Origin of the sequence: Anabaenopsis elenkinii CCIBt3563 (assembly GCF_015245355.1) — a bacterium.
Classification (GTDB): domain Bacteria; phylum Cyanobacteriota; class Cyanobacteriia; order Cyanobacteriales; family Nostocaceae; genus Anabaenopsis; species Anabaenopsis elenkinii.
This window is the reverse complement of sequence record NZ_CP063311.1, coordinates 2,056,913-2,071,457: the sequence shown is the minus strand read 5'-3', so window position 1 is coordinate 2,071,457 and position 14,545 is coordinate 2,056,913. Positions and strand designations below refer to the sequence as shown.

General features: G+C 40.6%; 9 protein-coding genes. 3 read left to right on the top strand and 6 right to left on the bottom strand.

Annotation, left to right across the window (positions count from 1 at the left end; genetic code table 11):
- Positions 1 to 129 precede the first annotated feature (129 nt).
- Positions 130 to 3,279, top strand: a complete 3,150-nt coding sequence (locus IM676_RS09125; RefSeq protein WP_200989887.1) for a class I SAM-dependent DNA methyltransferase — start codon at positions 130 to 132, stop codon at positions 3,277 to 3,279.
- Between the two features lie 31 nt (positions 3,280 to 3,310).
- Here the strand turns inward: IM676_RS09125 and IM676_RS09120 are convergent, their stop codons facing one another.
- Positions 3,311 to 4,201, bottom strand: a complete 891-nt coding sequence (locus tag IM676_RS09120; RefSeq protein WP_225880482.1) for a DUF4351 domain-containing protein — start codon at positions 4,199 to 4,201, stop codon at positions 3,311 to 3,313.
- Positions 4,202 to 4,260: 59 nt separating this feature from the next.
- A complete protein-coding gene (polA, locus tag IM676_RS09115; RefSeq protein ID WP_200989886.1) occupies positions 4,261 to 7,155 on the bottom strand; it encodes a DNA polymerase I in 2,895 nt (964 codons plus the stop codon).
- A gap of 80 nt (positions 7,156 to 7,235) precedes the next feature.
- Between polA and IM676_RS09110 the strand changes: the two genes are divergently transcribed.
- Complete coding sequence (locus IM676_RS09110; protein ID WP_200989885.1) at positions 7,236 to 8,111, top strand: Cof-type HAD-IIB family hydrolase; 876 nt, start codon at positions 7,236 to 7,238, stop codon at positions 8,109 to 8,111.
- Positions 8,112 to 8,297: 186 nt separating this feature from the next.
- Here the strand turns inward: IM676_RS09110 and IM676_RS09105 are convergent, their stop codons facing one another.
- Positions 8,298 to 9,161, bottom strand: coding sequence for a DALR anticodon-binding domain-containing protein (locus IM676_RS09105; protein WP_225880481.1), 864 nt, complete (start codon positions 9,159 to 9,161; stop codon positions 8,298 to 8,300).
- A gap of 299 nt (positions 9,162 to 9,460) precedes the next feature.
- Here IM676_RS09105 and IM676_RS09100 point away from each other — a divergent pair, with 299 nt between their 5' ends.
- Positions 9,461 to 10,180, top strand: a complete 720-nt coding sequence (locus tag IM676_RS09100; protein WP_200989883.1) for a Crp/Fnr family transcriptional regulator — start codon at positions 9,461 to 9,463, stop codon at positions 10,178 to 10,180.
- Between the two features lie 333 nt (positions 10,181 to 10,513).
- Here the strand turns inward: IM676_RS09100 and IM676_RS09095 are convergent, their stop codons facing one another.
- From IM676_RS09095 to IM676_RS09085, 3 genes are all read right to left on the bottom strand, one after another.
- Positions 10,514 to 11,875, bottom strand: a complete 1,362-nt coding sequence (locus IM676_RS09095) for an ABC transporter substrate-binding protein (RefSeq protein WP_200989882.1) — start codon at positions 11,873 to 11,875, stop codon at positions 10,514 to 10,516.
- A gap of 87 nt (positions 11,876 to 11,962) precedes the next feature.
- Positions 11,963 to 13,324 carry a serine/threonine-protein kinase gene (locus tag IM676_RS09090; RefSeq protein ID WP_200989881.1) on the bottom strand — a complete coding sequence of 454 codons (1,362 nt, stop codon included), beginning with the start codon at positions 13,322 to 13,324 and terminating at the stop codon, positions 11,963 to 11,965.
- Between the two features lie 148 nt (positions 13,325 to 13,472).
- On the bottom strand, positions 13,473 to 14,486 hold the full coding sequence (locus IM676_RS09085; RefSeq protein WP_200989880.1) for a LysR family transcriptional regulator: 1,014 nt from the start codon (positions 14,484 to 14,486) through the stop codon (positions 13,473 to 13,475).
- Positions 14,487 to 14,545: the final 59 nt, after the last annotated feature.

Below are 14,545 nucleotides of genomic sequence, written 5' to 3'. Positions count from 1 at the left end.
TAAATTACAGTATATAATTAACCTAAGTATTAAACTAGTTTAGCTTGAGGCTTAGTAAAACCTAACATCTGCAACCCACCCGAGCTATACAAGTTTTACAATCAGTCTTTATAGTAACCTGAGCTACAAATGACTAAAATTCTCCCCAGACAAGCATTAAATAAAGCCTTCCTCAAAGTTAAACCCTACAGAAATCAAAACGATAGCAACACCCTTGATCAAGGTTTTTATAGTGAATTATTACATATCATCGGGTTAACAGAAACTAAGGAAGGTGGTAAAAAACTCATCCAGCGTCAAAAAGCAGGTAGCAGAAATCCCGGTTCACTGATTGAAAATGCAATTTCCCAACTTGACAGTTTAGATAAAATCTCCCGCATAGAAAAGCCAGAGCAATTTGGACTAACTGAGCAAGATAGACTATTTAATATTGCTTTAGAACTAGCAATTACTTGGATTAATCGCATTCTGTTTCTCAAACTGTTAGAAGCACAATTAATTCGCTACCATAAACATGATACATCCTTTGGCTTCCTGAATTTAGATAAAGTTAAGAATTATGACGATTTAAATAGTCTGTTCTTTAGTGTGCTAGCGCGTCTACCAGGGGAAAGAACGCCAAGTTTACAAAAGATATTTACCCATGTTCCCTATTTAAATAGTTCCCTGTTTGAACCTACAGATATTGAACAGATAACTATTTTTATGAGCAACCTCACCGATGAGCATCTAAATATTTTTGATGCTACGGTCTTAAAGGATAGTAACGGGAAGAAACGTACAGGGTCAATCAGGACTTTAGAGTATTTGCTAGAATTTCTCAATGCGTATGACTTTAGTAGTGAAGGTTCCGAAGATATCCAGGAGGAGAATAAGAGATTAATTAATGCTTCTGTACTGGGTTTGATTTTTGAGAAGATTAACGGATATCAAGATGGTTCCTTCTTTACTCCCGGTTTCATTACTATGTATATGTGTCGGGAAACAATTCGCCGCGCTGTGGTACAGAAGTTTAATCAGGTTAAGGGGTGGAATTGTCAAGATATTGACCAATTATATGAGGAAATTAGGGATAAGCAGGAAGCTAATCAAGTTATTAATAGTTTAAAGATTTGTGACCCTGCTGTGGGTTCGGGACATTTTTTAGTTTCGGCTCTGAATGAAGTGATTGCGGTGAAGAGTGAGTTAAAAATCCTGTTGGATAGACAGGGGAAAACTTTAAGAGATTATCAAGTTGAGGTGGTGAATGATGAGTTAGTTGTGACTGATGATGATGGTTTGTTGTTTGAGTATAATCCCCAAAGTAAGGAAAGTCAACGGGTACAGGAGGCGCTGTTTCATGAAAAACAGAGGATTATTGAGGGGTGTTTGTTTGGTGTAGATGTTAATCCTAATTCGGTGAAAATCTGTCGTTTGCGGTTGTGGATTGAGTTGTTAAAAAATGCTTATTATCTAGCTGATGGTAATTACAGTCAGTTGGAAACTTTGCCAAATATTGATATTAATATTAAGTGTGGTAATTCTTTGATTAGTCGTTTTGCGTTGGATGGTGATTTACGACCAGCTTTGAAGAAGACAAAATATAGTATAGATGGTTATCGCCATGCTGTCCAAATTTATCGCCATGCTGAAAATAAGCAGCAGAAGCGGGAGATGGAAAGGTTGATTGATGATATTAAGGGGAATTTAAAGAATACACTACAAGGAATAGACCGGAATAAACAGAAGTTAAGAGGGTTGGAGGGTGAGGTTTATAATTTAGAAAATCAGGTTTTGTTGTTTGAGGAGACGAAGGGGGAGAAGAAGGCGCGGGAGAAAAAGATTGTCAAGTTAAATAATGAGATTTCCCAGTTAAGGGCGGAAATTGAGGAGATAGAAAGCGGTAAGATTTATGAAAATTCTTTAGAGTGGCGCTTTGAGTTTCCGGAGGTGTTGGATGACCAGGGTGTGTTTCTGGGGTTTGATGTGGTGATTGGTAATCCTCCTTATATTAGACAGGAGGAAATTAAGGAGCTAAAGGGGACTTTACAACAAAATTATGAGTGTTATGTGGGTACTGCTGATTTATTTGTCTATTTTTATGAACTGGGTTTAAGGTTGTTAAAACCACTGGGTCATTTAACTTATATTTCTTCTAATAAGTATTTTCGCGCTGGTTATGGGGAAAGGTTGCGGGGACTGTTAACACAGAAAACTACAATTTATAATTTAATTGATTTTGGTGATTTTCCGGTGTTTGAGGAGGCGATCGCCTATCCGAGTATTATTGCTTTAGGTAAGTTACAATCTGAGGGTAATCAGGTACGGGCGTTATATTGGGATAGAGCTATAGAAGAAAATATAGTCCAGTTTCCCCGGGTGTTGGATGAGGAGGGTTTGATAATTCCCCAGGAGAATTTAAAACCTGATGGGTGGAGGGTAGAATCTTCTCAGGTGTTGGAATTACTGGGGAAGCTACGCAATATTGGTCAGCCTTTAGGGGAATATGTCAAGGGTAGGTTTTACCGTGGGATTTTGACAGGATTTAATCAGGCTTTTGTGGTGGATCGCGTTACCCGTGATAGATTGATTAATGAGCATCCTTCTTCTGCTGAGGTGTTGAAGCCTTTTTTACGCGGTCGAGATGTTAAGCGTTGGTGTGTTAATTTTGCTGATTTGTATCTCATTAAAATAGAATCTTCAGAAAATAAAAAACATCCTTGGTCTGATAAATCCCAAAAAGAAGCCGATAAAATTTTTGCTAAAACATATCCGGGAATTTATCAATATTTTGAGCAATTTAGGAAATCATTAATTAAGCGATGCGACCAGGGTAAATTCTTTTGGGAATTACGCTCTTGTATTTACTGGGAAGAATTTGAGCAACCTAAGATTATATGGGGAAATTTGGCGACAAAACCACAATTTGCTATTGCCAAACAAGGCTTTTATCTTTCTGCACCTGCCAATTTAGTAGTTTCACCCGAAAATGAACACATATTGGCGATTTTAAATTCCAAAATCACACAATTTTATATTAAACAAATTGCAGCAACAAGGCAAGGAGGATTTATAGAATTTAAGCCGATGTACGTTTCTCAAATACCCATACCCACAGCTACAAAAAAACAGCATAAATTATTAGAACAAATAGTTGAGCAAATTCTCACCGTCAAACAAGCAGACCCCCAAGCAGACACAACCCCATTAGAAGCAGAAATAGACCAAGTGGTTTATCAACTCTACAACTTAACAGCAGAAGAGATTAAAATCATTGAGGGTAAACAATCAAGATATTAAACCAGAGCATTCAAACCCACCCCCACCCCATCTAATCATTACTGCTAATAGGAACTTGTTGTAACCAAGCTGTTAAATCCTCCACGGAGGTAAAATCTAACAAAGCTACAGCTAAATCTTCCAATTCACTCACAGATAACTGCTTAACCATTGCTTCTAACTCCGGTGTTAGCATACCCACTCTTCGGGGAAGTAAACGCATGACTAAAGATAATTTCCCTTCCTCAATTCCCTGTTGCTTTCCTATCTCAATACCTTCTTCCATCCAACTTGTAACTATTTGCATAACTACCTCCTGCTCCCTTGGTTCCATGCTAGCAATATCATCTTCTAACAGTTTTTGCTCCTGTGGACTCAGACGTAAATATGTATCAATAAACCCAGAAATTAACCGCATTCTCGCTCGGTCTAATTTTAACGTCGCCAACAGACGCAAACACTCAAATTTAACTTGACAGCGTTCTGCTGGTGCGATATTCATTTTCGCCATTAATGCACTCGCAACCGGATTTTGTTGACGCACAAAATCTCGCCAGTTGAGTTGATTTAGTTGGATAACATCATAATGGAACTGTAAAACCACTTTATGGGGAAATGTGACTTGATGAATATTAGTTTCTAAGGTTTTTGGCGAGTCATAAGATAATAAAACCACCGGATACACAGGTAAATCAAACTTCTCGTATAACCGGGAGAAGTAGCGAAACATCCGCTTATCAAAGTTTGGTTGTTTAGAGGATTGATTTTCTACATGAATTAAAAAATAAGATTCTTTACCTAGAAATCTAACTTTGACAATTAAATCAGCTTCATAACGTTCTCCTGCGGTGACATCGGTAAAAACTTCTTTATCTAAGAACTCTAGAGAATCTCCTTCTACATAAGTTACAACTTCAGGTAAGAATAATTCTAGGAACTCCACAAAAAAAGTGGTGAGTAGTTCCTAGAATAAACGGTCATGGTCAATCATTGTAGCTGTAATTACTTAGTTTCCATCCAATTATCACCCGCGCTGACATCAACCACTAACGGAACACTTAAATTAACAGCATTCTCCATCACCGACTTAATTTGTGGTTGCAATTCTTCCCACTCCTGAGGAGGAACTTCAAACACCAATTCATCGTGAACTTGTAATAATAACCGCCCTTGATACTTTGGCAAAATTTTATGCAGTTGCACCATGGCAATTTTGATAATATCAGCGCTAGAACCTTGAATTGGGGCATTAGCAGCAGAACGTAACAATCCCGCATCGGAAGCAGCCAATTTTTTTAATTGACTCAAGTCGATGTTGTCTGGGTTGCTACCTTTTAATTGGCGTAAACTATTATTGGTAAACTCAAAATACCGCCGCCTACCTAGAATAGTTTCTACATAACCTTGAGCGATCGCTTGTTTTTTTAACCCTTCTAAATAAGCAAATACAGCTGGATAACGTTCATTAAATCGCTGAATAAACTCATTAGCAACATTTTTATTTATCCCTGTAGAACGGGAAAATTTTAGCGACCCCATACCATATATTACCCCAAAATTGATAGTTTTCGCAATCCTCCGTTCTTCTGATGTAATATCTTCCTTGTCAAATACCAAACGAGCCGTTACTGTATGAATATCTTCGTTTTGCTGATATGCTTGTAATAATATCGGCTCCTGGCTCAAATGGGCTAATATGCGTAACTCAATTTGAGAGTAATCTGCAGACACCATCAACCAATCTGATTTTGGTAAAAAAGCCTTCCGAATTTGGCGACTAAAGGCTGTACGAATGGGGATATTTTGTAAGTTGGGATTAGAGGAAGATAATCGACCTGTGGAAGTTGCTGTTTGGTTAAAATCAGTGTGTATCCGTTGGGTATCCCGACGCACTAACGCTGGTAAAGCATCTACATAAGTAGACTTTAATTTAGATAGGGTACGATATTCAATAATGGCATTAACAAAGCCAGTTGTATCAACTTCTTGGAGTCTTTCTAAAGTCCCAGCATCGGTAGAGTAACCGGTGGGAATTTTCCGGGAGTATTTGGTACTTAAGCCCAATTTGTCAAATAAGATTTGACTTAACTGTTTAGGAGAACCCAAATTAAATTTTTCTCCAGCTATGGTAATCGCTGTTTCCTGCAATTTAGCTAAATTTATCTCTAATTCCTGGGAAAGTTCTTGCAAGTAAACAGAATTAATGCAAATACCCGTATATTCCATCTCCGCTAAAACTACTTCTAGGGGTTGTTCAACTTCTAGCAATAACTTATGTAAAGCTGGAGTTTTTTCTAATTCCTGACGGAGCTTAGGCACAAGTTGCCATGTGGCGTAAACTTGTAAACAGCAATAATTAGCCACCGCAGTAATATCTAGATCCCCAATATTTTTACCTTTGGGAACTAAGTCATTATAGTTAGTTAAGATTAATCCCAAATGACGCAATGCTAAATCAGTGAGGTTATGGCTAGTATCTGGATTTAAAACATAACTAGCTAACATAGGGTCAAATACTACTCCCACCAAGTTAATTCCTTGGTTGCGGAAAACTAAGCGGTCAAATTTAGTATTTTGGAAGGTCTTGGGATATTGAGCACTTGATAATATCGGGCTTAGTACTGTGAGGGCAACATCTTTAGGTAAATTTTCCCCTTCTCTATGACCCAGGGGAATATAAGCTGACTCATCCGGTGCGGTTCCCCAACAGCAACCAATACCTACTAATTGAGCATCTCTTGGTTCTAAGTCACTGGTTTCCGTGTCCCAAGCAACAGGATATTTCGGGTCAGTAAATTTTTGTAATAACTGGACTAACTCCCTAAGTTGGGATGAGGTCTTAATTATCCGTGGTTGAATGGGTGAGTTAATTGTTGGTGATAATGCTGCTGTGTCCGCAGCACTAAAAAACCACACATCATCATTTTCATCGAGTGTGGTGGGGGATTTGTCCGTAATTTCCCCACCAAAACGTTGCTGAAGTTCGTTAAGTTTACCTAGAAAGCTTTTAAATTCTAACTTTTCTAAAATAGGGGTGAGAATACTGATATCAAATCCTGTTAACTTGCAATCTTCTAAATTAATTTCTAGGGGAACATCTAAAACAATTTTTGCTAAGTATTGCGACTTTTGCGCGTCTTCTCTACCTGTTAATAGTTTTGTCTGTGTTGCGCCTTTAATTGCATCTATTGCTGCATAAATCTCATCTAGAGAACCGTAAGTAATAAGTAGCTGTACGGCAGTTTTTTCCCCAATACCCTTGACACCGGGAATATTATCTGATTTATCACCACAGAGAGCTTTAAAATCGACAATTTGTGTAGGTAATACACCTAATTTCTCTTTAACTTCTGCTGTACTAAATTCAGTGATACCGTTTGTAGAGCGTTTGAGAGCATCGGGACTAAAATTTAAAACAGTGATTTCTTTGGCCGGGTCGATGAGTTGAAATAAATCGCGATCGCCCGTTAAGATTTTCACCTTATACCCAGCAGCAGTAGCTTTTTGTGCTATGGTTCCCAACACATCATCCGCTTCATAACCAGGGGCGGTGAAAATGGGTAAATTTAACCCTCCTAGCAATTCGTGCAGATTTTTTAAATCAGGAACAAAATCTTCTGGTGTTCCTGGACGGTCAGCTTTATAAGTATCATCAGCTTCATGGCGAAAAGTTGGTAAACCCAAATCAAAAGCGATGGCCATGGCTTGTGGTTGTTGTGTCGCGATGACTTCTAACAGACATTTAAGAAAGCCAAAACATACACTAGTAGGAATTCCCGCTTTAGTCCGCAGTCCGCCATCTTTTCCCTTGGCGAAGGCGAAATAAGAACGAAAAGCTAGGGAATGTCCATCTACGAGGATGAAGGTGGGACTGGTTGTGTTGACAGTTTCAGACATAGCTATATTATTTTACCTCCCCATGAAGTCCTAGAGCCTGCTAACCTCATACTGGGAGTTTTAACCTGAATGGGGAATTTATGCACAAGGGACCTACCTCTGATTTAACATCCGCTGGTAATCAGGCTCTGGCTACACAAGACATTAAATTACTGGTTTTAGATATAGATGGTACGATTTCTGGAGAGTCTAACACCTTAAGTGTACCCGTAAAGCAAGCGATCGCAGCGGTACAAGCCAAAGGAATTCACGTAGCCATCGCCACTGGTCGGATGTATTGTTCAGCTTTACGCTTCCACCAAGAAATTAACTGTCTTCTACCATTGATGGCTTATCAAGGCGCTTGGATTCAGGACCCAGCTAGTCAGAAAATTTATCGCCATTGGTCTGTTTCCAGAGAAATCGCACACCAACTACTAGATTATTTTGAACAACCGCAACTGCGATCGCATTTATCTGTCCACTTCTATATTAATGACCAGCTGTACGTGCGAGAGTTGAGCCAAGAAACTCAAACCTATGCAAAACGTTCTGGTATTGCGCCAATTCCTGTGGGCGACCTACGCCAAGTTCTCAGCAATGAACCCACAAAAATATTAGCCTTGTCTGAGGACACAGAGGTGATTAACCAGCTATTAGGTGATTTACGCCGTCAATATACACCGGCGGAACTTTACCTCACAACTTCGGTTGCTACCTTCTTTGAAGCAACCAACCCCTTAGTTAATAAGGGAACTGCAGTTCGTTACCTAGCAGAAGAATTGCTAGGCTTACAAAGCAACAACGTCATGACTATTGGCGACAACTTTAATGATTTGGAAATGCTGCAATATGCTGGTATCGGTGTAGCTATGGGTAACGCCCCAGCAGGTGTAAAAGCTGTCGCCCAATGGGTAGCCCCTACTGTAGAGGAAGATGGGGTAGTCAGTGCGATCAACAAATTTCTACTCTCTTAAAACTGCGTAAAATCAGAAAAGACACCGACGACTGGCCGTGTTTCGTCTCGGTGCCTTTACTGGTTCGCTCCTCACACACCTGTAAATATAACTGAGGGGACTACATCAGTCAATAGTTTCGGCAAAACTCGGTATTTTTCCCCGGAATTATAAAGATTTAGTAAAGAATTTTTGCAGCCAAAGTGATCATAACTCCACAGGAGCAAAAACTCCCAGTTTATCTACAAGTAAACACCTCAACACAGACTGAGTAGCCATAATTAGTCCCACTCTGCCCTGGGCTAGTTGCGGGGAAGCAATTTTCACCTCTCCCCAAATCCGACACCTGCACCAAAAAGCCTCAAAAGCTTGACTTAAGTCCAGAGCCACCTTTCCCCAATTGTGCGTACCACTAGACTCTAAGCAATCTACAGCCTCTACTAACTTACTTATTAAACGACCCTCTGCAGGGTGAGTGAAGCGGAGTTTTTCCTCATGATTGAGCCAAGGTATGTTCTCTACGGCTACCAGACTAGTCAGGTTAGGCTGATGGGGTTCCTTGAGTTTAATCAATCCTTCATGGTCAGCTAGCCGTACCAATGAATAGCAACGTGCATGAGCATATTGAATCATAAATAAGCTGGAGGGCTTTAACAAGGTAATTTTGCCCTTTTCCATCTCCCCACATCCCCCTAAACTCGTAACTACAAGGTTTTGCAACCAAGCAGCTAAAAATCGATCAGTTAACTCCAAATGAATCCAACCAGGGGGAATTGTTTCCACCTTAAACACACCGCCCCCCATTGCTGATAAACCAGAGGTAATTTCACTGGCGATGTCCATCGTTGTTTGATGATCAGATTTTGCCAACTGGAGCGCCAAACCTGAAATATATAAAACTCGACTATCATCTTTACCCTGATAAAGAGGAAATTTTCTACTTGCTATCGGGAGGAATTCACCACTAAAATTACAAAGACTGAGTATATATAATATGTAACGATATATTAAAGCCTTAATTGATATTTCTGTGCCCACTAGTAAATTTGAACTATATACACTTGTACTCACAGGGTATCCATAACATATTTGTATATTTTCGTCATCTACCCTAAGATAGAAATCTAAACTTGATGCAAAAAAATGAGAGTAGCATAAAATTTGATGAATTTTCGATGAACTGTCAGTAAACTTTACTACAATCATTGTACAGTAGGAAGTATAACAAAAGAGTGGAGTGCAAACTAACTGCTTTTCCGCTCTTTGTATGGCTGACGCTGTTGGGCGTTAGGCCTAGTCTGCCGACACAAAGACACTCCTTGCACCTTTTTACTACGTCTTTGTATTCAGCCAAACGCTCTTTGTTACCTATGCAATCTCCATCTTCTTTTTCTGAGGCATCACGGCCTTTCTTGACTTGGCAACGGATTCTTGACTGGGCTCAAGAACACTACCGGTGCCGCACCTTTAGCAAAGATGAACGTATTCCAGCTCGACCTGGATTGTTGTACTTAGTGCAAAGGGGCGCAATTCGCATGGTGGGAACAGCACAAGTTAGTGCCACCGCCAGTCAGCTCACTTCTCGACGCATTAATAGAACTCCAGAAGAAGCCTTCCTGGGTTTTATCGGCGCGGGACAACCGTTTGAAATTGTGGCTCAGTCACCATTCACCCTCCAAGCATACGCCCATGTTGACCAAACAGCTGTGCTGTGGATGTACTGGCACGATTTAGACAACTGGCCTCACTTCCGCCGTGAAGTCATGGATGCCTTTAGGTATCAGCACCAACGTAAATTACTGTGGCTGAGTGCTTTGGGACAGCGCCGCACCATTGACCGACTCTTAGGATTCCTGACACTATTGATTGAGGAATATGGAGAACCGGCTATGAGTGAAACTGACCCCGATGTGATTCGTGGCTATTGTCTGCCCTTCCCCCTCACCCATGCCCAAATTGGTAGCGCCATCGGTTCAACTCGTGTGACTGTGACTCGCTTGATGGGTAAGTTGCGTCAACGGGGCTTAATCCTCACCCAGGGAGATAATCTCATTTGCTTACCTGCAGAGTCGATTAATCGAGCCAACTGAAAGCCATTTCACAGCTGATGAACAAAAGCCACAGCAAGTTAGAGTCAGCAATATCTACTTCCTGGCTTTGAGCAATCTGTTTGACAACCACAAACAGATTGTGATCAATTGGGTAATGTGAAAATCAATGTTCTTGGTAATGAGCAATCTATTGCCCTTGCTTCCCAATAGCAAGGGTCAGTAGCAAAAATGTAGTATATATTACCGGGAATATTAAGTTAATTAAGACTGGGCTGGGGTGGTCGTGGCTGTACAAACCACATTAAGACCACTCAACTCGCCTGGGCAAAAATTTCTGCTGTGGAAAAAGTTTTCCTCATCTTCTATGATGTTTCACCGTACCGGTTCAAAGTCATAGCCAGTCCGGGAACGGTTACCACGAACTACTTTTACTAGTTGTATAGGCCCAGTGCGATCGCCTGAAGGTAAAAATCGAATCGCACCAGAAGCCCCAGTAGGAGAAAAATCAGACGCGGTCAGTGCTTGTTGTACCCCCGAACGTGTAGGATTTCTTTCTAATGCGGCAATCAGCGCTACAGTGGCATCATAAGCCATGGCAGTTCGCCAACTAACATCAGCACCCCACAAATCCCTCGACTTTTGGGCAAAATCTGACTGGCGATCGCCTAAAATATGCCAGGGAACTGCTACCACCATCCCCAAGGCTGCCTCTCCCACCACTTCTAATGTTTTAATACTATAAACATCATCTCCTCCTAGTACATTTAACCGTTTCTGGTTAAGTTGAACCACTTGCAGTGCTTTATCTAAACTTTCAGTGTCAGTTGCTAACATCAGCACTTCTGCACCTTCACCAGTAGCCTGTTGTAGGCTTTTAGCAGCACTAAAATTTCCCTGGGACACGTCAAACTCACCTAATACTCGTCCACCCTCTAGCAACACAGATGATACAAACTCCGACTTTAAAGACTGGCTGTAATCACTCCGGGAATTAAAGAAAACCGCAGCTTGTCTTTTCTGCAAGTTTTTGACCATATAATTAGCCAAGCTCCTAGCTGCGATAAAATCACTAGGTACTGTGCGGAAAATATAGGGGCTAAAGTTAGAAATTTTCACCGAAGTGCTAATAGGAGTAATGGCTACCAGTTTCCCAGCATCATAAATAGTACCTGCGGCTAAGGTAGTGTCACTGCTATAAGGACCAACTACCCCCAAGACATCGGGATTTTTAACTAGGCTAGCAGCAATTTGTTGAGCAATCTCAGGATTGTTATCATCATTGGCTATCCCTACCTTTAAAGGTACGCCTTTAATACCCCCGGAGGTATTCACCTCCTTTTGGGCTTGGGCGATACCGCGTAGAATCTCTAGGGAAGCATTGGGATTATTACCTACAGGGACTGAGGCGACAATACTATAGCTTTTAGCAGCACCAATGCGGGCATTATTTAAATATATCAGTGCCTGGGGGTCGTTACGCTTGAGTTTTAAAGATGTTTCTAAACTTGCGATCGCTTGGGTATAATTTCTCTCACTTATTGCTTGTACTCCCGCTTTTTTGTCAGGAGTCACTTCACCAGTATTCAAAATTGTTTCTCCAAAACTAATCCGCTCTGCACCGGATTGATTTTGGGAAAATCTGATGATGTCAAAAAACCAGAAAATACCACCTAATAACCCCAATGTGATCAGCAGGGAAAAAACAAGTAGGGTAGTTTCATTTTTCTGGGACATAATAAGAATTGGGGTTGATTTATAAATAAACTTATTTATGCGTCGCGGTGGGCAATGGTGAAAGAAATTAGATGTGTAGGTCAACTTTTAATTCTTGTTAAATATTAAAGATAATATTTGATAAATAATGCGATATATAGATGTAACTGCAATAGCTACTAAACCACCAGCAACCGCTAGCAAGATTATTTGTGAAATGGCAATTCCCCCTTGTAAAAAGGGAACAAAAATAATAACTGCTAAGGTAATTACCGGAATCAATAATAAATCATGCTTTTCAATCCACCGTCTAGTTTGGGCGAATATTATTATACCTAAGAGCACAGCACAAATTACCCCAGTGATGATAGCACTGCCCAAGAAACTATTGAGAGCGATCGCTATTAATGCACCCTCAAAACCACTAAAAGCTGCTCCAGCCAATAATTCCCACGTAGAAAAACTGGGCCGAGGTTTTATTTTCCCTGGTTGAGATTTGGGTGTAACAGTTGGGGTAATTGATGGTTGAGCAAGAGCTATAATTACTTCATTGGCAGACTGAAAGCGTTGATTAGCAGCAGGTAAGAGCATTTTATCTAAAATATCAGCCAGGCGAGGACTCACCCTAACTAAAGAGCGCCATTGCCACTGATTAGTATAGGCATCAAATAGTTGATTTGCTTCTTTACCTGTCAGCAAGTTCAGGATAGTGACAGCCAAAGCGTATAAGTCTGTAGACGGGAAGACCTGGTTACCCGCCATTTGCTCAGGTGGTGCAAATCCCATGGAATAAATACCAGTGGAAGCATTAGAGCCTCCCGGAGCATTTGTTACCTGCTTCACAGCCCCAAAATCCAGGAGAAAGAGTTTACCATCACGACGACGCATGATATTAGAAGGTTTAATATCTCTGTGAATGATACTTCTATCATGTACGAACTGTAAAACCTTGAGAATTTCTTGCAGTATTTCTAAAACTTCTGGTTCAGAAAATTTACCCTTCTGAGCCAATTCTTCCTCTAAATTTTGTCCATCAATGTATTCTTGTACCAAGTAAAAAAACTGATCTTGGTGTCCTCCTTGCCAACTATTAACTATTACCGGGAAAAAAGCAAATAAATCAGGTATTTGCTCGTGTTCACTACCTATTTGCGCTAGAACTTCTGCTTCTCTCTCAAATAACTTTTGTGCTTGTTGCAATTGAGTAGGTAATAAACTTCCCGCCGGTTGAAACTGCTTTACTACGGATTGACGCATTCCTGGTATGCGGCGATCTCTTGCTAAAAATGCTGTACCAAATCCCCCTCTTCCCAGTAACTTAACTGGAACATATCGACCATCTAGTAGTAAGGGCATACCGCAGGTAGTACAATATTTTTGTTGGGTTGTTTTCAGGGTGTTAATATCGTCCAAATCCGCAAAATAGTTTTGTGGGCGAGGGCAAGTCGGACGAGTACAGTAAACTTTCATTTGACTTTTTGTAATTTATCATTGTTATGCCATCAATAGATTGATTTACTTGCTCTCAATCATAAATTATAATTTCCTCACCCATAAATTTTAGGAAATTACATCCTCAAGTTAAAAATACTGGTGACAAGAGATTCATAACTAGATGTTAGACTGGTTCAGAAGAGTTAGTATTAACTCCATCCAGGGTATTTAACCCTAACTTGGGTTGTGATATTTTTAACATATCTTTATTCCATTCTGGAGTAGCAAACTGAGGTAGAATTTCTTGACTAAAGGCTTCTGCAGCCTTGGAACGATAGCGATTAGGATTAAAAATCATCCAGAGTGTTCGCTTGACAACCACACCTTCAATGGAGGTAGATCGTAGTACACCCATTTGTAATTCCTTGGCGATGGCTGAGGTAGAGACAAAGGCAGCACCCAAGCCTGATTGCACGGCATTTTTGATGGCTTCTATGGAATTTAGTTCCATTTCAAACTTAAACCGTCTGGTATCAATATCAGACCTGATTAGTACTTGATCAATCACTTTACGAATAGTTGATTGGGAGTCTAGAGCAATGAATTGCAGTTTATATAGGTCTTCTTTTTGAATTTTTTCCAGTTTGGCAAAGGGATGGAATATCGGTAAAATCAGGGCTAGTTCATCCTCGGCGTAGGGCATAATTACCAAAGATTCTGCCAATTCCGCAGGAACTTCACCGCCTATGATCGCCAAATCAATTTGTCCATTAGCAACACTCCAAGCAGTTCGCCGGGTAGAGTGGACGTGTAATTGCACTGACACATCTGGGTATTTTTGCCGGAACATACCGATCATTTTCGGTAACAGGTAAGTACCGGTGGTTTGAGAAGCGCCAACAATTAAAGTACCGCCTTGGAGGTTTTGTAAATCTTCGATAGCGCGGCAGGTTTCTTGACACAAACTGAGAATTTTTTCACCGTAGCTTAGGAGTAGATGTCCGGCTTCGGTTAATTGTGCGCGACGACCTCCACGGTCAAATAAAGGTACATCCAGCTGTCGTTCTAAATTTTGCACTTGTAAACTCACAGCAGGTTGGGAGACGTAAAGACTATCAGCAGCACGCTTGAAACTCCCTTCGGCGGCGATCGCCTTAAGGATACGTAACTGATCTAAAGTGAAAGGAAGGTCAGACATAAGGCTCAACCCACAATTTTAAAAGGAGCAGCTTGGAGAACAAATCAATCAAACCGCTA

What these genes read in the sequence shown, in the direction of transcription:
- IM676_RS09125 (WP_200989887.1), top strand. Translation starts at nt 130, where the DNA reads ATGACTAAAATTCTCCCCAGACAAGCATTAAATAAAGCCTTCCTCAAA.
- polA (WP_200989886.1), bottom strand. Translation starts at nt 7,155, where the DNA reads ATGTCTGAAACTGTCAACACAACCAGTCCCACCTTCATCCTCGTAGAT.
- IM676_RS09110 (WP_200989885.1), top strand. Translation starts at nt 7,236, where the DNA reads ATGCACAAGGGACCTACCTCTGATTTAACATCCGCTGGTAATCAGGCT.
- IM676_RS09100 (WP_200989883.1), top strand. Translation starts at nt 9,461, where the DNA reads ATGCAATCTCCATCTTCTTTTTCTGAGGCATCACGGCCTTTCTTGACT.
- IM676_RS09095 (WP_200989882.1), bottom strand. Translation starts at nt 11,875, where the DNA reads ATGTCCCAGAAAAATGAAACTACCCTACTTGTTTTTTCCCTGCTGATC.
- IM676_RS09090 (WP_200989881.1), bottom strand. Translation starts at nt 13,324, where the DNA reads ATGAAAGTTTACTGTACTCGTCCGACTTGCCCTCGCCCACAAAACTAT.
- IM676_RS09085 (WP_200989880.1), bottom strand. Translation starts at nt 14,486, where the DNA reads ATGTCTGACCTTCCTTTCACTTTAGATCAGTTACGTATCCTTAAGGCG.